The organism is Bacillus sp. NPDC057893 (genome assembly GCF_042796455.1).
Classification (GTDB): Bacteria; Bacillota; Bacilli; order Bacillales; family Bacillaceae_G; genus Bacillus_A.
Genome location: NZ_JBHVNG010000003.1, coordinates 320,158 through 338,781, shown reverse-complemented (window position 1 = coordinate 338,781; position 18,624 = coordinate 320,158). Strand labels below are relative to the sequence as shown.

Annotated in this window: 19 protein-coding genes; 18 read left to right on the top strand and 1 reads right to left on the bottom strand. The window is 39.1% G+C overall.

Annotation, left to right across the window (positions count from 1 at the left end; translation table 11 throughout):
• The first annotated feature begins 8 nt into the window (after window positions 1-8).
• The 4 genes from acdA to pyrG all read left to right on the top strand — a co-directional run bounded on the left by acdA (window position 9) and on the right by pyrG (window position 4,546).
• A complete protein-coding gene (gene acdA / locus ACFVQC_RS17590) occupies window positions 9-1,148 on the top strand; it encodes an acyl-CoA dehydrogenase AcdA (RefSeq protein ID WP_002113071.1) in 1,140 nt (379 codons plus the stop codon).
• 64 nt (window positions 1,149-1,212) lie between these two features.
• The gene (locus tag ACFVQC_RS17585) at window positions 1,213-1,842 is read left to right on the top strand and encodes a TetR/AcrR family transcriptional regulator (RefSeq protein ID WP_000238598.1); all 630 of its coding nucleotides are present in this window, start codon (window positions 1,213-1,215) and stop codon (window positions 1,840-1,842) included.
• Window positions 1,843-2,150: 308 nt separating this feature from the next.
• Window positions 2,151-2,681 (top strand): DNA-directed RNA polymerase subunit delta, encoded by a 531-nt coding sequence (gene rpoE, locus ACFVQC_RS17580; protein WP_377898790.1) that lies wholly within the window; start codon window positions 2,151-2,153, stop codon window positions 2,679-2,681.
• Window positions 2,682-2,938: 257 nt separating this feature from the next.
• The gene (gene pyrG / locus ACFVQC_RS17575) at window positions 2,939-4,546 is read left to right on the top strand and encodes a CTP synthase (protein ID WP_016106722.1); all 1,608 of its coding nucleotides are present in this window, start codon (window positions 2,939-2,941) and stop codon (window positions 4,544-4,546) included.
• Between the two features lie 31 nt (window positions 4,547-4,577).
• Here the strand turns inward: pyrG and ACFVQC_RS17570 are convergent, their stop codons facing one another.
• A complete protein-coding gene (locus ACFVQC_RS17570) occupies window positions 4,578-5,102 on the bottom strand; it encodes a DUF2529 domain-containing protein (RefSeq protein WP_377889609.1) in 525 nt (174 codons plus the stop codon).
• Window positions 5,103-5,305: 203 nt separating this feature from the next.
• On the opposite strand from ACFVQC_RS17570, the gene spo0F reads away from it, so the two are divergent.
• The 14 genes from spo0F (at window position 5,306) to ACFVQC_RS17500 (ending at window position 18,561) form a co-directional block, all read left to right on the top strand.
• Window positions 5,306-5,674 carry a sporulation initiation phosphotransferase Spo0F gene (gene spo0F, locus ACFVQC_RS17565; RefSeq protein ID WP_000398592.1) on the top strand — a complete coding sequence of 123 codons (369 nt, stop codon included), beginning with the start codon at window positions 5,306-5,308 and terminating at the stop codon, window positions 5,672-5,674.
• Window positions 5,675-5,885: 211 nt separating this feature from the next.
• On the top strand, window positions 5,886-6,743 hold the full coding sequence (locus tag ACFVQC_RS17560; RefSeq protein ID WP_002159768.1) for a class II fructose-bisphosphate aldolase: 858 nt from the start codon (window positions 5,886-5,888) through the stop codon (window positions 6,741-6,743).
• 348 nt (window positions 6,744-7,091) lie between these two features.
• Complete coding sequence (murA, locus tag ACFVQC_RS17555; protein WP_002144721.1) at window positions 7,092-8,381, top strand: UDP-N-acetylglucosamine 1-carboxyvinyltransferase; 1,290 nt, start codon at window positions 7,092-7,094, stop codon at window positions 8,379-8,381.
• A 183-nt stretch (window positions 8,382-8,564) separates the two neighbouring features.
• Complete coding sequence (gene glpX / locus ACFVQC_RS17550; RefSeq protein WP_002113062.1) at window positions 8,565-9,530, top strand: class II fructose-bisphosphatase; 966 nt, start codon at window positions 8,565-8,567, stop codon at window positions 9,528-9,530.
• A gap of 382 nt (window positions 9,531-9,912) precedes the next feature.
• Complete coding sequence (rho, locus tag ACFVQC_RS17545) at window positions 9,913-11,184, top strand: transcription termination factor Rho (protein WP_002016308.1); 1,272 nt, start codon at window positions 9,913-9,915, stop codon at window positions 11,182-11,184.
• A gap of 523 nt (window positions 11,185-11,707) precedes the next feature.
• Window positions 11,708-11,953, top strand: coding sequence for a type B 50S ribosomal protein L31 (locus tag ACFVQC_RS17540; RefSeq protein WP_000643447.1), 246 nt, complete (start codon window positions 11,708-11,710; stop codon window positions 11,951-11,953).
• A 110-nt stretch (window positions 11,954-12,063) separates the two neighbouring features.
• The gene (locus ACFVQC_RS17535) at window positions 12,064-12,648 is read left to right on the top strand and encodes a thymidine kinase (RefSeq protein ID WP_002016305.1); all 585 of its coding nucleotides are present in this window, start codon (window positions 12,064-12,066) and stop codon (window positions 12,646-12,648) included.
• A 354-nt stretch (window positions 12,649-13,002) separates the two neighbouring features.
• Window positions 13,003-14,070, top strand: a complete 1,068-nt coding sequence (gene prfA, locus ACFVQC_RS17530) for a peptide chain release factor 1 (RefSeq protein WP_002144724.1) — start codon at window positions 13,003-13,005, stop codon at window positions 14,068-14,070.
• The gene (gene prmC / locus ACFVQC_RS17525) at window positions 14,070-14,921 is read left to right on the top strand and encodes a peptide chain release factor N(5)-glutamine methyltransferase (RefSeq protein WP_016096484.1); all 852 of its coding nucleotides are present in this window, start codon (window positions 14,070-14,072) and stop codon (window positions 14,919-14,921) included. Before prfA ends, prmC begins: the two co-directional genes overlap by 1 nt.
• A 342-nt stretch (window positions 14,922-15,263) precedes the next feature.
• A complete protein-coding gene (gene spoIIR / locus ACFVQC_RS17520; RefSeq protein WP_377898789.1) occupies window positions 15,264-16,127 on the top strand; it encodes a stage II sporulation protein R in 864 nt (287 codons plus the stop codon).
• Window positions 16,128-16,176: 49 nt separating this feature from the next.
• Window positions 16,177-16,635: a GNAT family N-acetyltransferase gene (locus ACFVQC_RS17515; RefSeq protein WP_377898788.1), complete on the top strand. Its 459-nt coding sequence runs from the start codon at window positions 16,177-16,179 to the stop codon at window positions 16,633-16,635.
• 108 nt (window positions 16,636-16,743) lie between these two features.
• Complete coding sequence (locus ACFVQC_RS17510; protein WP_002016299.1) at window positions 16,744-17,784, top strand: L-threonylcarbamoyladenylate synthase; 1,041 nt, start codon at window positions 16,744-16,746, stop codon at window positions 17,782-17,784.
• Window positions 17,785-17,861: 77 nt separating this feature from the next.
• Window positions 17,862-18,410, top strand: coding sequence for a manganese efflux pump MntP (locus ACFVQC_RS17505; RefSeq protein ID WP_002144728.1), 549 nt, complete (start codon window positions 17,862-17,864; stop codon window positions 18,408-18,410).
• Between the two features lie 19 nt (window positions 18,411-18,429).
• A complete protein-coding gene (locus ACFVQC_RS17500; RefSeq protein ID WP_002144729.1) occupies window positions 18,430-18,561 on the top strand; it encodes a hypothetical protein in 132 nt (43 codons plus the stop codon).
• Window positions 18,562-18,624 lie beyond the last annotated feature (63 nt).

The window sequence follows — 18,624 nt, the reverse complement described above, 5'->3', positions numbered from 1 at the left end:
AGACGGGAATGCATTTTAAATTATCAGAAGAACATGAAATGATAAGGAAAATGGTTCGGGATTTTGCAAGGAATGAAGTAGCACCGACAGCAGCAGAGCGTGATGAGGAAGAGCGATTTGATCGCGCTTTATTCGATCAAATGGCAGAGCTTGGTTTGACCGGTATTCCGTGGCCTGAAGAATACGGCGGAATTGGAAGCGATTACTTGGCGTATGTAATTGCCGTTGAAGAATTATCCCGCGTCTGTGCTTCTACAGGTGTAACGTTGTCTGCGCATACTTCACTTGCTGGATGGCCGATTTTTAAATTTGGAACGGAAGAGCAAAAACAAAAGTTTTTGCGCCCAATGGCTGAAGGGAAGAAAATTGGTGCATATGGCTTAACAGAACCAAGCTCTGGATCAGATGCTGGCGGAATGAGGACGACTGCAAAGCGAGATGGAGACCATTACATTTTAAATGGTTCGAAAATCTTTATTACAAATGGCGGCATTGCTGATATTTATGTTGTTTTTGCATTAACAGATCCTGATTCGAAGCAGCGCGGCACGAGTGCATTTATTGTGGAGAGTGATACGCTAGGGTTTTCAGTTGGGAAGAAGGAAAGTAAGTTAGGAATTCGCTCTTCGCCAACGACTGAAATTATGTTTGAAGACTGCCGTATTCCTGCAAGGAATCTGCTAGGGGAAGAGGGCCAAGGATTTAAAGTTGCGATGCAAACGTTAGATGGCGGCCGTAATGGCATTGCGGCGCAAGCGGTCGGGATTGCACAATCCGCTTTAGATGCTTCTGTAGAATATGCAAGAGAACGTCATCAGTTTGGGAAGCCAATTGCGGCGCAACAAGGAATTGGCTTTAAACTTGCAGATATGGCAACGGATGTAGAAGCAGCGCGTCTTTTAACATATCAAGCGGCTTGGCTTGAATCTGAAGGGCTTCCGTACGGGAAAGAGTCAGCGATGTCAAAAGTATTTGCAGGTGATACAGCGATGAAGGTAACGACTGAAGCAGTACAAGTATTTGGTGGTTATGGTTATACGAAAGATTATCCAGTAGAGCGTTATATGCGCGATGCAAAGATTACACAAATATATGAGGGAACACAAGAGATTCAAAGGCTTGTAATTTCTCGTATGTTAACGAAGTAGGAACGAAAGCGTAGGTATTTTCCTACGCTTTTTACTTCCAAAAATAATAGAGAGAGGTGAAGGGATGGTTAAACATAATGTACATGCGTCAGTGAAAGATGAAAAATTAGTTGCGTTAAGGCGTGAACAAATGATTAAAGGTGCGGTGCAGCTGTTTAAGCAAAAAGGATTCCCGCGTACAACAACGAGAGAAATTGCGAAAGCGGCTGGATTTAGTATCGGAACACTTTATGAATACATTCGCACAAAAGATGATGTATTATATTTAGTTTGTGATAGTATTTATGAACATGTAAAAGAGCGGTTAGAGGAAGTAGTGTGTACAGAGAAGGGGAGTATAGAAAGCTTAAAGATAGCGATAACGAATTATTTTAAAGTGATGGATGAATTGCAAGAAGAAGTATTAATTATGTATCAAGAGGTACGTTTTTTACCGAAAGAATCACTCCCATATGTATTAGAAAAAGAGTTTCAAATGGTTGGGATGTTTGAGAATATTTTAGAGCAGTGTACGGAAAATGGGACATTTACACTAAATAAAAAGGAAATACAGCTTCTTGCACATAATATTTTCATACAAGGACAAATGTGGGGATTTAGACGTTGGGCCCTGCAAAAACTGTATACGCTCGAAGAATATACTGAAATGCAAATTAGATATGTACTGCAAGGCGCGCATATGTTTCCGAAATAAGGAATAGACAAATTATAATTTTATTACCATATAAAGTGAAACTTTAATCAGTGGGGGTTTTGTTCATCCCCCACTGATTATTAGCCTTCACCAATCGGGCGTTTACGGGCAGCAGGGCTCCCACCTAACTTCTTTGCTCCAGCCGAATTTTGAGGTGGGAGTTTTACTGCCCGCAAATAGAGGGATAAAAGTTTCCCGTTTTTTTTGTAGCATATTTGTGCGACTTTTGTTTATAATGAATAGTATGGATTTTTTTAGGCAGACCGTTGTATATAAGGTTATATTTGAAGAAAGGAAGTGCCGCATAAGTGAATTTTAAGCAATATTCACCAGAAGAGCTAAAAGAATGTTCAATGATTGAAGTTGTACATAGCGTTTTAGGGGATAAAAGACAAGCAACGACATTCAACGAGTTGGTTCAAGAAATCGCTCAAGTGCTGGGACTATCTCAAGAACAAGTTAATGCGAAACTCGCACAATTTTATACAGATTTAAACATCGATGGACGTTTCATTAATTTAGGCGAAAATCGTTGGGGGCTACGTAGCTGGTACCCATATGAGCAAATTGATGAAGAAATTCTGCCTCAGCCAAAACCGAAGAAGAAACGTAAAGTTGAAGAGGACGGTTTTGACGACTACATTGAAGAAGATGATGTAGAAGACGATGTAGAAGACGATGTGGAAGACGATGTAGAAGATTTGGACAAGGTTCTTGAAGACGAAGACGCAGATGATGAAGATGATGATCTTGATGATGTAGAAGAAGATAATGAAGACTTCGAAGAAGAAGAACTTGAGTACGATGAAACTGAAGAAGAAGAAGAGGAAGAGCGGTAGTTCTTGACTTTTCATTATCGTCCATGTAGAATCATTTTTGGGCTCTTTAAAAAAGGACGATAATACTTTTAAAGTGTAAATATAAAAGAAAATTGCTCCCTACTTATTACTTTATGTGATGAGGGGAGCAATTTTCTTTTTTGTTTTTTGTTTAGAAAATAAAAAGAGCCTAACAATAAGATAGATACAGTGTTATCTACATACGTTGCGCTTTGCAACGGTGATTATATAACAACGAAGTAGAAGGGAGTATTTTCATGACTAAGTATATTTTTGTAACAGGCGGTGTAGTATCGTCTTTAGGTAAAGGTATTACAGCAGCATCTCTTGGAAGACTTTTAAAAAATCGTGGTTTAAACGTAACTATTCAAAAGTTTGATCCATACATTAACGTAGACCCAGGGACTATGAGCCCATACCAACACGGTGAGGTATTCGTAACAGATGATGGTGCAGAAACGGACTTAGACCTAGGTCACTATGAGCGTTTTATCGACATCAACTTAAATAAATACAGCAACGTAACAACAGGTAAAATTTACTCTTCAGTTCTTCAAAAAGAGCGTCGTGGTGAATATTTAGGAGGAACAGTTCAAGTTATTCCTCACATTACTAACGAAATTAAAGAACGTGTATATCGTTCTGGTCGCGAAACAAACGCCGACGTTGTTATTACAGAAATCGGTGGAACTGTTGGTGATATTGAGTCTCTACCATTCTTAGAAGCAATTCGTCAAATTAAGAGCGACATCGGTCGTGACAATGTAATGTACATTCACTGTACGTTAATCCCGTACTTAAAAGCAGCGGGTGAAATGAAAACAAAACCAACGCAACATAGCGTTAAAGAGCTTCGCAGCTTAGGTATTCAGCCGAATATTATCGTTGTTCGTACAGAACTACCTGTTTCTCAGGACATGAAAGACAAGCTTGCATTATTCTGTGACATCGATACAAAAGCAGTTATCGAAGCACGAGATGCAGATACTTTATATGCGGTTCCATTAGCTCTTCAAGAACAAAACATGGACCAAATCGTTTGCGATCACTTAAAATTAGACAATCCTGCTGCAGATATGACAGATTGGACTGCGCTAGTTAATAAAGTACGTAACCTTTCTAAGAAAACAAAAATCGCTCTTGTTGGTAAATACGTAGAGCTTCAAGATGCATATATTTCTGTTGTAGAAGCACTTCGTCATGCAGGTTATTCATTCGACACAGATGTAGAAGTGAAATGGGTAAACGCTGAGCACGTAACAGCAGAGAACGTAAAAGAATTAGTTGGCGATACAGATGGTATCCTTGTACCAGGTGGCTTCGGCGATCGTGGTGTAGAAGGTAAAATCGTTGCAATTCAATATGCTCGTGAAAACAAAGTTCCATTCTTAGGAATTTGCTTAGGTATGCAACTTGCATCAATCGAATTTGCACGTAACGTATTAGGATTAGAAGGAGCTAACTCTTCTGAAATTAATCCTGACACACCTTATGCAATTATCGATTTATTACCAGAACAAAAAGATGTAGAAGATTTAGGTGGTACACTTCGCCTTGGTCTATACCCATGTAAGCTTGCTGAAGAAACAAATGCTTACAATGCTTACAACGAGCCGGTTATATATGAGCGTCATCGTCATCGTTATGAGTTCAACAATCAATTCCGTCCAGATATGGAAAAAGAAGGATTTGTATTCTCTGGTACAAGCCCAGACGGTCGTCTAGTGGAAATTATTGAATTACAAGATCACCCTTGGTTCGTGGCAGCACAGTTCCATCCGGAACTTGTATCTCGTCCAAACCGTCCGCAACCATTGTTCCATGATTTCGTAAGTGCTTCTATTACGAATAAAGAGAGCAAGTAATAAAAAAAGCGCCTGAAATAGGGCGCTTTTTTTAATATTCGTTTAACATTTCATCAATTGTAAATTTCAATCCGTGATAAGCAAATAAAGCTATAATTAAACTTGGGAACCCGTAGCGGTTACCTTCATCATCTGGAATAAGACCTTTTAACAGCTTTGTATCAATATGTACATCTGTATATTGTTCCAGTGATTCAGCACCTTCTTGAATAGCCGAGATTCCAACGATAGATTGGCCTTCTTCATGAAGTTTTTTCGCGGTTTTTATAATTTCTTCATCTGTCGAAAAACGACTAATAAGAAGTACGCGGTCCGCAGAAGTCACTGCCGCCAGTTCACCGTTGTCTATTAAACATTTTGCTTGTTTCATTGGTTCGGCGCCAAATAATGCTTCTGAAACAATACCCTCCATTTCGTTTGTACCATGCAAGTAAATGAAGCCATCGCCAACTAACGCCTGGGCAAGTAGACGAGCGCTATCTTCTATATTCATTTCCTCTTTTTGAGAAATTCTGGAGAAATATCCACTTAATTGAGTTGAGAAAATTTTTAACATGTTGTTGCTCCTTTCTTTCGTGTTAGCTGGTTCTCATTATAGCTTATTTTTTTTGGAAAGGGGAAATAGTAGGGTGGCATAACAAAATAGGAAACGGTAAAATAAGAAAGAATAGGAAGGGATTTGGCAAAGAGTAGCGAAAATAAACCGAGTAAGATATAAGAAGCTTTAAATCTTGTACTTACACAGAAAGGTTGGGAGTTATGGAAGGAAAAATTTTAATCGTTGATGATCAATATGGCATTCGTGTTTTATTGCATGAAGTGTTCCAAAAAGAAGGTTATCAGACGTTCCAAGCAGCGAATGGATTTCAAGCTTTAGATATCGTGAAAAAAGATAATCCAGATTTAGTAGTGTTAGATATGAAAATCCCAGGTATGGATGGTATAGAGATTTTAAAACATGTAAAAGAAATTGATGAGAGTATTAAAGTGATTTTAATGACTGCTTATGGAGAATTGGATATGATTCAAGAAGCGAAAGATTTAGGAGCTTTAATGCACTTTGCTAAACCGTTTGATATTGATGAGATTCGTCAAGCAGTGAGAGATCAGCTTGCTGTAGAGGCGTAAAAAATGAATTTTTTATAAAAAATATGGAAAAAAGCGTTTACATGGACTGTTGAGCAGGTGAATACAGTTGAGTTTTTGAGTACAAGTTGTTATCCTATTGAGTGTAGAAAGAAGTCCGGTATGTAAATATACATATTTTACCTTATTCTGGTCATACTACCAGCGATAAGAATTTATCGGATACAAAAAACGTTTTTTAGGAGGATTCACCATGCCTTTAGTTTCTATGAAAGAAATGCTAAACACAGCACTAGAAGGAAAATACGCAGTTGGTCAATTCAACATGAACAACTTAGAGTGGACTCAAGCTATCTTAGCTGCTGCGGAAGAAGAAAAATCTCCTGTAATCTTAGGTGTATCTGAGGGTGCAGCTCGTCATATGACTGGTTTCAAAACAGTTGTAGCTATGGTTAAAGCTTTAATCGAAGAAATGAACATTTCTGTTCCTGTAGCGATTCACCTTGACCATGGTTCAAGCTTCGAAAAATGTAAAGAAGCAATCGATGCAGGTTTCACATCTGTAATGATCGACGCTTCTCACCACCCATTCGATGAGAACGTTGAAACTACTAAAAAAGTGGTAGAATACGCACATGCTCGTAACGTATCTGTAGAAGCTGAGCTTGGTACAGTTGGCGGACAAGAAGATGACATCATCGCTGAAGGCGTTATCTACGCTAATCCTGAAGAGTGTAAACACCTTGTTGAAGCAACAGGTATCGATTGCCTAGCTCCAGCTTTAGGTTCTGTACACGGTCCTTACAAAGGTGAGCCTAACTTAGGATTCGCTGAAATGGAACAAGTTCGTGACTTCACTGGCGTACCTTTAGTATTACACGGTGGTACTGGTATCCCAACTGCTGATATCGTAAAAGCTATTTCTCTAGGTACTTCAAAAATTAACGTAAACACTGAGAACCAAATTGAGTTTACAAAAGCTGTTCGTGAAGCATTAAACAAAGACCAAGAAGTTTACGATCCTCGTAAATATATTGGACCTGGCCGCGACGCTATCAAAGCAACTGTTGCTGGTAAAATGCGTGAGTTCGGTTCTAACGGTAAAGCGTAAGAATAAAATTCCGTTTTGGAAACCGTCTAGTCTTTTAGACGGTTTCCTTTCGTTGTATAATGAAAGCGTGAACAAGTCTAAAGATTTTATAAAGTGAATTTTTTGTTTGCGAATATAGAAAATAATGTGCATAGTCCTATTAATAAATGTGGTAAGTATCTGAATTGAGGAATTTGATTCGATGAATAGTTAATCTTCATCTATTTGTACAGCAGGGGAGCTACAGGTGATGGTTTTCTACTTATTGAGTTTGGATGGAAAGAGTGATTGAGATTCTTAAGGGGGAATCTTCTACTTCTTCTTATAAAGAAGTAGAAGATAAATACATTCACAAGAAGGGAGCTCAATATGGAAAAGTTGCTAATTGAAGGCGGAAGAGCTTTAAATGGAACGATTCGCGTGAGTGGTGCAAAGAACAGTGCTGTTGCACTAATTCCAGCGACAATTTTAGCAGATACTCCAGTAACTATCGGTGGCGTTCCTAATATTTCGGACGTGAAAATGTTAGGAGACTTACTAGAGGAAATTGGAGGGAAAGTAACTTATGGGCAGGAAGAAGAGATGGTAGTCGATCCTTCTAACATGGTTGCGATGCCTTTACCGAATGGAAAAGTGAAAAAATTGCGCGCCTCTTATTATTTAATGGGTGCAATGCTTGGCCGTTTTAAAAAAGCTGTTATTGGGCTTCCAGGTGGATGTCATTTAGGGCCACGACCGATTGATCAGCATATTAAAGGGTTTGAAGCGTTAGGGGCACATGTTACAAATGAACAAGGTGCCATTTATTTAAGAGCAGATGAACTACGCGGGGCACGTATTTATTTAGATGTTGTTAGTGTAGGAGCTACGATTAATATTATGCTAGCGGCTGTACGAGCGAAAGGTAGAACTGTTATTGAAAATGCAGCGAAAGAACCAGAGATTATTGATGTAGCTACATTGTTAACAAGTATGGGAGCACGTATTAAAGGTGCTGGTACAGACGTAATCCGAATTGATGGTGTGGATTCTTTACATGGTTGTCACCACACTATCATTCCAGATCGCATTGAAGCTGGTACGTATATGATTTTAGGAGCAGCGTCAGGAGGAGAAGTAACAGTTGATAATGTTATTCCTCAGCATTTAGAATCCGTTACTGCGAAGCTAAGAGAAGCTGGTGTTCAAGTTGAAACGAACGATGACCAAATTACAGTGAACGGCAATAGAAAGTTAAAAGTAGTTGATGTAAAAACGCTTGTATATCCAGGGTTTCCAACAGATTTACAACAGCCGTTTACAACGCTTTTAACAAAAGCGCATGGAACAGGAGTTGTAACTGATACAATTTACAGCGCACGTTTCAAGCATATTGATGAATTGCGCCGTATGAACGCGCAAATTAAAGTAGAAGGCCGTTCAGCAATTGTGACTGGACCTGTTTTATTGCAAGGTGCGAAGGTGAAAGCGAGTGACTTACGAGCTGGTGCGTCCCTTGTTATTGCGGGTTTAATGGCAGATGGTATTACGGAAGTAACGGGACTTGAGCATATTGATCGCGGTTACGAAAATATAGTAGACAAGCTTAAAGGGCTTGGTGCAAACATTTGGCGAGAACAAATGACAAAGCAAGAAATTGAAGAAATGAAGAATGCATAAAGTGAAACTTTAATCAGTATGGGATATCCCATGCCGATTATTAGCCCTCACCAATCGGGATAAGGTGGTGATACTTCCGTTAATGGGGAGCGAAGAATCACTACTAACGGAAGTACACTTTATAGAAAAACACGGTTCACAAAATACGGCAGAAATATAAAGACTTAAAGGAGAGGGATTATCGTGGAAAGAAGTTTATCTATGGAGTTAGTACGTGTAACAGAGGCTGCAGCATTATCATCAGCGCGTTGGATGGGGCTCGGAAAAAAAGATGAGGCAGATGGTGCAGCAACATCTGCTATGCGTGATGTATTTGATACAATTCCGATGAAAGGTACAGTTGTAATTGGCGAAGGTGAAATGGATGAAGCGCCAATGCTATATATCGGAGAGAAATTGGGTACAGGATATGGACCACGCGTAGACGTTGCAGTTGATCCTTTAGAAGGGACCAATATCGTAGCGGCTGGCGGCTGGAATGCGCTTGCTGTTATTGCAATTGCAGATCACGGCAATTTGTTACATGCTCCTGACATGTACATGGATAAAATAGCGGTTGGTCCAGAAGCGGTTGGTGCAGTTGATATTGACGCACCTATTATCGACAACTTACGTGCAGTTGCGAAAGCGAAAAATAAAGATATCGAAGATGTTGTAGCGACAGTTTTAAACCGTCCACGTCATCAAGCAATTATCGAAGAAATTCGTAAAGCTGGTGCTCGTATTAAATTAATTAACGATGGAGATGTAGCTGGAGCAATCAATACAGCATTTGACCGTACCGGGGTAGATATTCTATTCGGTTCTGGTGGAGCACCTGAAGGTGTATTAGCTGCGGTCGCATTAAAATGCTTAGGTGGAGAAATTCACGGGAAGCTCTTACCTCAAAACGAAGCTGAATTAGCGCGTTGCAAAAAAATGGGTATTGAAGATATCAATCGTATCCTCCGTATGGAAGACTTAGTAAAAGGTGACGATGCAATCTTTGCAGCAACAGGTGTAACAGACGGAGAACTATTACGAGGCGTTCAATTTAAAGGTAGCGTCGGAACAACACAATCCCTTGTTATGCGTGCGAAATCAGGCACAGTACGCTTCGTAGACGGCCGCCATAGCTTAAATAAAAAACCGAATTTGGTTATTAAATAAAAAGTGGAAGCAGCTCGTTCAGAATCGCAGGGCACTTCAAACTCCTGACGAAGAGGTGCATTTTTCCTCGCAGGAAGGGGTGAAATGACCGGAGATTTTAGCCGCTGGAACTGGATTAAATAAAAGCAAAAATGCCTTATCTATTCTGCCTTAAAATCAGGCGAGTAGAAAAAAGAAAGAAATACAAGAAGCGAAGATAAATTTTCTTGTCTTCGCTTCTTGTATTTGTGTTTCAACGTATTGATTAAAACTAGATAAAAGGGTTACAATAGTGAATATTACCCTACTTGAACTTATTGCCTTTCATTATTATTTATTTGCCTTCCGTATTTTTCCCCTTTACCCATGTGAAAAGAGAAAAACGTTAAAGTGTGGTGTCTGAATGAATTTGTCAATTGCAGCATTAGAAAACATGAAATTAAAAGAGTTATACGAGCTTGCGAAGGAATTTAAGATTTCGTATTACAGCAAGTTAACGAAAAAAGAGCTAATCTTCTCTATCTTAAAAGCTCGAGCAGAAAAAGAAGGTTTCTTTTTCATGGAAGGCGTATTAGAAATTATTCAATCAGAAGGATTTGGATTCTTACGTCCTATCAATTATTCTCCAAGCTCAGAAGATATTTATATCTCGGCTTCGCAAATTCGTCGTTTTGATTTACGTAATGGAGATAAGGTTTCTGGTAAAGTACGACCTCCGAAAGAAAATGAGCGCTATTTTGGATTGCTACAAGTTGAAGCTGTAAATGGAGATGATCCAGACTCAGCAAAAGAGCGTGTACATTTCCCTGCATTAACACCGTTATACCCAGATCGCCAAATGAAATTGGAGACGGAAACGAAAAAGTTACCGACACGCATCATGGATTTAATCGCACCAGTTGGATTTGGACAACGTGGTTTAATTGTTGCGCCTCCAAAGGCTGGTAAAACAAGTCTGTTAAAAGAAATTGCACACAGTGTCACAACAAATCATCCGGAAGCAGAATTAATTGTACTTTTAATTGATGAGCGTCCAGAGGAAGTAACAGATATTGAACGTTCTGTTAAAGGTGATGTTGTAAGTTCTACTTTTGATGAAGTGCCAGAGAATCATATTAAAGTAGCTGAGCTTGTATTAGAGCGTGCAATGCGTCTTGTAGAACATAAAAGGGACGTTGTCATTTTAATGGATAGTATTACCCGTTTAGCGCGTGCTTACAACCTTGTTATTCCACCAAGTGGTAGAACCTTATCGGGTGGTATTGATCCAGCTGCTTTTCATAGACCGAAGCGTTTCTTCGGGGCTGCGCGTAATATTGAAGAGGGCGGTAGCTTAACGATTTTAGCAACAGCGCTTGTTGATACAGGGTCTCGTATGGATGATGTAATTTACGAGGAGTTTAAAGGAACTGGAAATATGGAACTTCACTTAGATCGCTCATTAGCTGAGCGCCGTATCTTCCCAGCGATTGATATTCGTCGCTCTGGTACGCGTAAAGAAGACCTATTAATTCCGAAAGAACATTTAGACAAGCTATGGGGTATTCGTAAAACAATGCGTGATACACCAGACTTTGTTGAAGGCTTCTTACGTAAACTTCGTCAAACAAAGACAAATGAAGAATTTTTACAAAATATTGTTGCAGACTCAAAAAGGTATGTAACCACTAAGTAAAGGGAAAAGATTAGGACTCGCTTATTTCGTAGTAAGCGAGTTTTTTTATGTTTTTAAGGTAATATTAGAGAGAGTAATATATGGAAATAATTTTGTTTTTTGAGATGAAAATCATATTTGGGTCGAGAGCTTGAAGTGTCCTGGATTCTGAACGAGCCGCTTGCGCTTTTAATTGCTATCTAGTTCCACCTCCTAGGCCCTTGCGTCTAAGAACCTTAGTCACCGGGCTTGAGCAGTCGGTTCCACTTTTAGGTATATCCAGCTCCAGCGGCTAGAATGGTCGGTGGTTTCGCATCTTCCTACGAGGCAAAGAGCGCCTCTCTGTCAGAAGCTCCAACCTCCTCCCATTCTGAGCGAGCCGCTTGCGCTTTTAATTTTTAAAAAGACAAAAACAGGTAGTTGCAAAATGGAGTTAGCCTTGTTATAATTTCATCATATGTGTTTCATCAATATAGTTGTGTAAGCAGCTGAAGATGAAAAACTCTGTTTCGAAAATGATTCAGGGCGGAAGGAGATGAAAAGAATGAAAGCAGGAATCCATCCAAATTACAATAAAGTTGTATTTATGGACACGAACACTGGCTTCAAATTCTTAAGCGGGTCTACAAAAGGCTCTAGCGAAACTGTTGAGTGGGAAGATGGTAACACTTATCCATTACTAAAAATTGAGATCAGTTCTGATTCTCACCCATTCTACACTGGACGTCAGAAGTTTGCTACTGCAGACGGACGTGTTGACCGCTTCAATAAGAAATACGGTATTAAGTAATAAAGAACATAAAACAGGCAAGTGTATGTATTCGCTTGTCTGTTTTTTTTGCGAAAATATTAAACCTTTACCCTACTTTGGATTAGGAAAGTAGATGAAAGGAGAGCTCAATGTACTTAATGAATCAAAATGGTTGGATTGAAGTGATTTGCGGGAGTATGTTTTCTGGAAAATCAGAAGAGCTCATACGCCGTATACGCCGTACGCAATTTGCGAAACAACATGCGATTGTATTTAAACCATGTATTGATAATCGTTATAGTGAAGAAGATGTTGTATCACATAATGGATTAAAGGTTAAAGCAGTTCCTGTTTCAGCTTCAAAAGATATATTTAACCATGTAACAGAAGAAATGGATGTTATTGCAATCGATGAGGTACAATTTTTTGATGGGGACATTGTGGAAGTGGTGCAAGTATTGGCAAATCGTGGCTATCGTGTCATTGTAGCTGGATTAGACCAAGATTTCCGTGGTCTACCATTTGGACAAGTTCCTCAGCTGATGGCGATTGCTGAACATGTAACTAAATTGCAGGCAGTTTGTTCTGAATGTGGATCTCCTGCAAGTCGTACGCAACGTTTAATCGATGGAGAACCAGCGGCATTTGATGATCCAATTATTTTAGTTGGGGCTTCAGAATCGTACGAGCCACGTTGTCGTCATTGTCATGCAGTACCTACAAAACAAAGATAAATTAAACTCGCTATGTAGAGCGGGTTTTTTTCGAAAATAGATGAAGATTGGTGGCAAGCTCTTCGTGTCTAAGAACCTCCCGTCCGAAAGGGAAAAAAGCACCTTTAGGGCGAAAGAACCTTAGCTGGTCAAAGCTGGACAAGCCGCCTGCTCTTTTAAATATTATCTAGCTCCAGCGGCTAGAACAGTCGGTCATTTCGCGCCTTCCTGTGAGGCAAAGAGCGCCTCTACGTCAGGAGCTCCAATGCCTTCTGTTCTGAGCGAGCCGCCTGCGCTTTTAAATATAATTTGCGTTTTTTTGATTAAGTACCATATACTATTTGTATTAGATACTAGGATGTAGAGGTGAATGGTGTGTTAGATCGTTTGCAAGCTGTAGAAGATCGTTATGAGAAGTTGAATGAGTTGTTAAGTGACCCAGAGGTTATTAGCGATACAAATAAGCTTCGTGAGTATTCAAAAGAGCAATCTGATATTCAGGATACGGTAGAGGTGTACCGTGAGTATAAAGATGTTCGTGAGCAATTACGAGATGCAAAAGCAATGTTAGAAGATAAGTTAGACGCTGATATGCGTGACATGGTAAAAGAAGAGGTTTCTGAGTTAGAAGGTCAAGAAAAAGTATTATCAGAGCGTCTGAAAGTTTTACTTGTTCCAAAAGACCCTAATGATGATAAAAACGTTATCGTTGAGGTTCGTGGCGCTGCTGGTGGTGACGAGGCAGCTTTATTTGCTGGTGATTTATATCGTATGTATAGCCGTTATGCTGAGGTGCAAGGTTGGAAAACTGAAATTATCGAAGCGAGCTATACAGAGTTAGGTGGATATAAAGAGATTATCTTTATGATTAACGGTAAAGGTGCTTTCGCTAAGTTGAAATTCGAGAATGGTGCTCACCGTGTACAACGTGTTCCTGAAACGGAATCTGGTGGACGTATTCATACATCTACAGCAACTGTAGCTGTATTACCAGAGGCAGAAGAAGTAGAAATTAATATTCATGAAAAAGATGTTCGTGTTGATACGTTTGCTTCTAGTGGCCCTGGTGGACAAAGCGTTAATACAACGATGTCAGCGGTACGTTTAACACATTTACCGACTGGTGTAGTTGTATCTTGTCAGGATGAGAAATCACAAATTAAGAATAAAGAAAAAGCGATGAAAGTATTACGCGCACGTGTTTATGATAAGTTTAGACAAGAAGCGCAAGCTGAGTATGATCAAAACCGTAAACAAGCTGTTGGTACGGGAGATCGTTCAGAGCGTATTCGTACGTATAATTTCCCGCAAAACCGTGTTACAGACCATCGAATCGGTTTAACGATTCAAAAGCTAGATCAAATCCTACAAGGTAAGTTAGATGATTTCATCAATGCCTTAGTGATGGAAGATCAGGCTCAAAAGATGGAGGCAGCTGAGTAATGCGTGTCTATGAAGCCCTGAAATGGGCTTCTTCTTTTTTACAGGAAAATGGACGAGATGAAAATGCGGGAGAAATTGTCCTTTGTCATGTATTAAAGACGAACAGAACCGGAATGCTCATGAATATGCGTGAAGAAATAACTGCGGAACAAGAGAAAAGTTTTGCACAATTTATCCACAAGCACGTAGAAGGTATTCCGATCCAATATATGCTCGGTTATGAAATGTTTTATGGCCGATCATTCTTTGTAAATGAAGAGGTATTGATACCAAGACCGGAAACAGAGGAACTTATAGTTGGGGTGCTAGAGAGAATTGAGCGCCATTTCGGTAATGAGGAGCTTCACATAGCGGATATTGGAACAGGTAGTGGAGCGATTTCTATTACGCTCGCTTTAGAAAATAAAAATCTTCATGTGTATACAGTAGATATCGCGCAGGAGTCGATTGAAGTTGCAAAAGAAAATGCAAAAACTTTAGGGGCGGATGTAACTTTCTATCACGGCGATTTACTGTCTCCGTTTTATGAAACAGGTCAGAAGTTAGATGTTGTTGTTTCCAATCCTCCGTACATACCAGAGGAAGATTGGCGTGGTCTTTCTACTGTTGTGAAGGAGCATGAGCCGAAGCGTGCGCTTGTTGGTGGTGAAGATGGACTAGATTTCTATCGTCGTTTTATGGAGGAATTGCCGAATGTATTACAGAAAAAGGCGATTGTGGCGTTTGAAATTGGTGTAGGGCAAGGCGAAGATGTGAAAGCATTATTACAGCAAACTTTCCCGCGCGCTCAAGTTGAAGTTGTATTTGATATTAATGGAAAAGATCGCATGGTATTTGCAGAGATAGAGTAAGGTATAAGCCTTACTCTATTTTTTGTATGAAAAATTCGTAACTACTCAGCCATACATTTTATTTAGAATTTTGGTAAGGGGTATTATTCCAGCGAAAATACGCACCTTATTACCTATAGATTGCTGTCAGAAAGATAAAAATGGACATACACCTTGTTGCCTGTCTTTGTTTTAAAACTTTGCGAGTGGCGGGAAAAGGCCCTGACCGCTCCTATACATAGCCAGTCCCTCTCGCCAATTAAAAAAATGCTTTTCTATCGGTTTTTTATATAGATTTTGAATTTAATAGTTTAGAAAGAAGTAACTCTGTCCACACTGTTTCTAGAGGGGACGGTGGAGGAAATGAAAAAACAAGTTATTGCTTACTTTCTTTTATTATTAATTGGTGCACAGTTACTTGTGCAGTTTGGATATATGAAAGCTGATGCAAAAGGGCCTGCTGTTATTCCGAAAGAGGCCGTTCGATTACGTATTTTAGCTAATAGCGATTCTGATAAAGATCAGGCATTAAAACGTAAAGTACGTGATGAAGTGAAAGTACAAATTGATGGATGGGTAGCGGATTTAACGTCATTTGAAGAAGCTCGAAAAGTAATTCAAAACCATATTCCTGAAATTGAAAAGACAGTGGCGAATACGCTGAAAAGAGAAGGAAGTAAAGAGGCGTTTCAAGTGAAATTTGGTAAGAATGTAAAGTTTCCTACAAAGGTATATGGAAATTTTATTTATCCGGCAGGAGAATATGAAGCGGTACTTATTACAATTGGAAAAGGTGAAGGTGCAAACTGGTGGTGTGTATTATTTCCACCGATGTGTTTCTTAGATTTTTCAAGTGGTACAGCTGTAAGGAAAGAAGAACATGTTGTGAAAGCTGAATCTCCTAAAGAGGAGCAGGTGAGACAACCAGATGAGGAAGTAGTGGATGTACAGGAGAAGAAAGAGGATAAGGTGAAAGAAAAGAAAGTAGTAAAGCCGGAAAAAGCTGAAAAAGTAACAGCACAGGAAAAGAAAGTAGTAAAACATGAAACGCAAGTAGAAGAACAGCCCGTAAAAAAAGTAGAAACAAAAACTGTGGAAAAAGTGGAGAAACCTGTGGAGCAAAAACAAGGAAAGCAAAATGAGTATGTAACAGTAGAAGAGGAAGAAGAGAAACCAGAGGTTAAATTATTTATCGTCGAAGCTTTTACAGCTTTATTCTCTAAATAGTACTATTAATAAATCCTTCCTCATATATATCAATGAGGAGGGATTTACTATGAAGAACGTGTATTTTGCTACGAAAACAGATGTAGAAAGATTGCATTCTTTTTTCGGACAAGCTAATAAAAAAGATGATAAAATAAATGAGTTGTACGCACAATTTATGATCTTGGAAGAGGCGGGAGAAATACGAGCGGTAGTTGGATATGAACAAGGTGGGAAAAATGCACTTATCCGTTCTTGTTTATTCACACCTAATGTGGATAAACAGACTTTCTTATATTTTTTTGAGATGTTTTTGCAGTATATGAAAGAAAAAGATATTCGACAATTGTACTTACTCACAAATCATCCACAATCGGTGACAATCTTTCAGTTTTTTAACTTTGTCATTATAGAGAAAGAGGAAGTGCCAGAGGAAATTCGACAGTTAGAACACTTTTGTAAAAATATAAAAGAGCTAAATGCAATAATACTAAATTGTCAGCTATTCACAAAGTTATCCACGGATTAACAAGGTTTATCCACATTTTGTGGATAAACCTTGTTTGTCTTTTGGATAAATCTCATAGTAAACTAAAAATAGACAAGTATTTCATGGTAGAAAAGGACGTGGGAAAAAATGCATACAAATATGTGGGTTGTGGATAATGTTGTGGAAAGAAAAAAATATTATCCACAATTAAAAGAAGCAGCAAGATTATTAAGAGAAAATGAAGCGGTGGCCTTCCCGACGGAAACGGTATATGGGTTAGGAGCAAACGCAATGGATGATGAAGCGATAGCGAAAATTTTTGAAGCGAAAGGGAGACCGAGCGATAATCCACTGATTGTCCACATAGGAACAAAATCTCAGTTAGATGGTATTGTAAGAGAAATTCCGCCGGTTGCAGAAAAGTTAATGGAGCATTTTTGGCCAGGACCATTAACAATCATTTTACCGAGAAAAAAAGGGATTTCAGAGAGGGTTACGGCCGGACTTAATACAGTCGGAGTGAGGATGCCGGATCATCCAGTAGCGCTCGCTCTTATTGAAGAGGCAAACGTGCCTGTTGCGGCACCGAGTGCGAATCGTTCAGGACGCCCAAGTCCAACGTTAGCTTCTCATGTGTATGAAGATTTAAACGGGAAAATTGCGGGTATTGTTGATGGCGGGGCAACAGGAGTAGGCGTTGAGTCAACTGTAATTGATTGTACGAGCGAGGTTCCGACGATTTTACGTCCAGGTGGGATTACGAAGGAGCAATTAGAAGCAGTGATAGGAAATGTTTCTTTAGATCCAGCTTTAAAGGATGAGAAAGAAAAACCGAAATCACCTGGAATGAAATATACACATTATGCACCGAAAGCGCCACTTAGTATTGTTGAAGGGTCCCGTGAGTTTATTCAACGTATTGTGGATGAGAAGAAGAAAGAAGGGTTTAAAGTAGGTGTATTAACGACAGAAGAGTATCAGCATGTGTATAGTGCAGATGTTGTATTGTCTTGTGGTGTGCGAAGCGATTTAGCCAGCGTTGCGACTAAGTTATATGATGTGCTTAGAACGTTTGATGCAAGTGAAGTAGATGTTATTTTTAGTGAATCATTCCCGAATGAAGGCATAGGAAATGCAATTATGAATCGTTTAACAAAAGCTGCGGGACATCAGATTATTATTGAGTGATAATGTACCTTTAGCAAACAGAATATTTCTCCTCGGATAAGCATATTGTGAAGTAGCACGTCCGAGGGGGGATATGAATGACACTTGAACAATTAATACCTTTAATAATTATGGCATTCGCCCTGGGGATGGATGCATTTTCAGTGAGCCTCGGTATGGGGATGGTAACATTAAAGTTAAGACAAATCCTTTATATCGGTATGACGATAGGGATATTTCATATTATTATGCCATTTATCGGAATGGTACTAGGACGTTTTCTATCAGAGAGGTATGGGGATTTCGCGAATTTTGCAGGAGCTATTTTATTAATTGGACTAGGGTTTTATATCGTATATTCGTCTATTTTAGAAGGAGAAGAGACTAGAACTGCTCCAATTGGAATTAGTTTATTTGTATTTGCATTTGGTGTTAGTATAGATAGTTTTTCAGTAGGGCTTAGTCTTGGAATTTACGGAGCAGAGACGATTATTACGATATTACTGTTTGGATTTGTAAGCATGTTATTAGCATGGGTTGGCTTATTAATTGGTAGACATGCGAAAGGTATGCTCGGTACATATGGTGAAATAGTAGGTGGTATCATTCTGGTTGGATTTGGATTATATATCCTTTTTCCTATATAATTTTATGTAGGAGGGAATTATGAACAAGTTATTGGGATGGTATGTTAAGTTTTTAACCTTCTTTCCTCGATGGCTAAGAAGACTTATAATTTGGGGTATTATTTTGCAAATTTCGATGTTAGGTTGGATAAAATTAATTCGTGAATGGTAAGATGATTCCTTTCTGTGCATAGTTTTGTTTGTACTATATTGATCGCACTAAAAAATTGCAAAT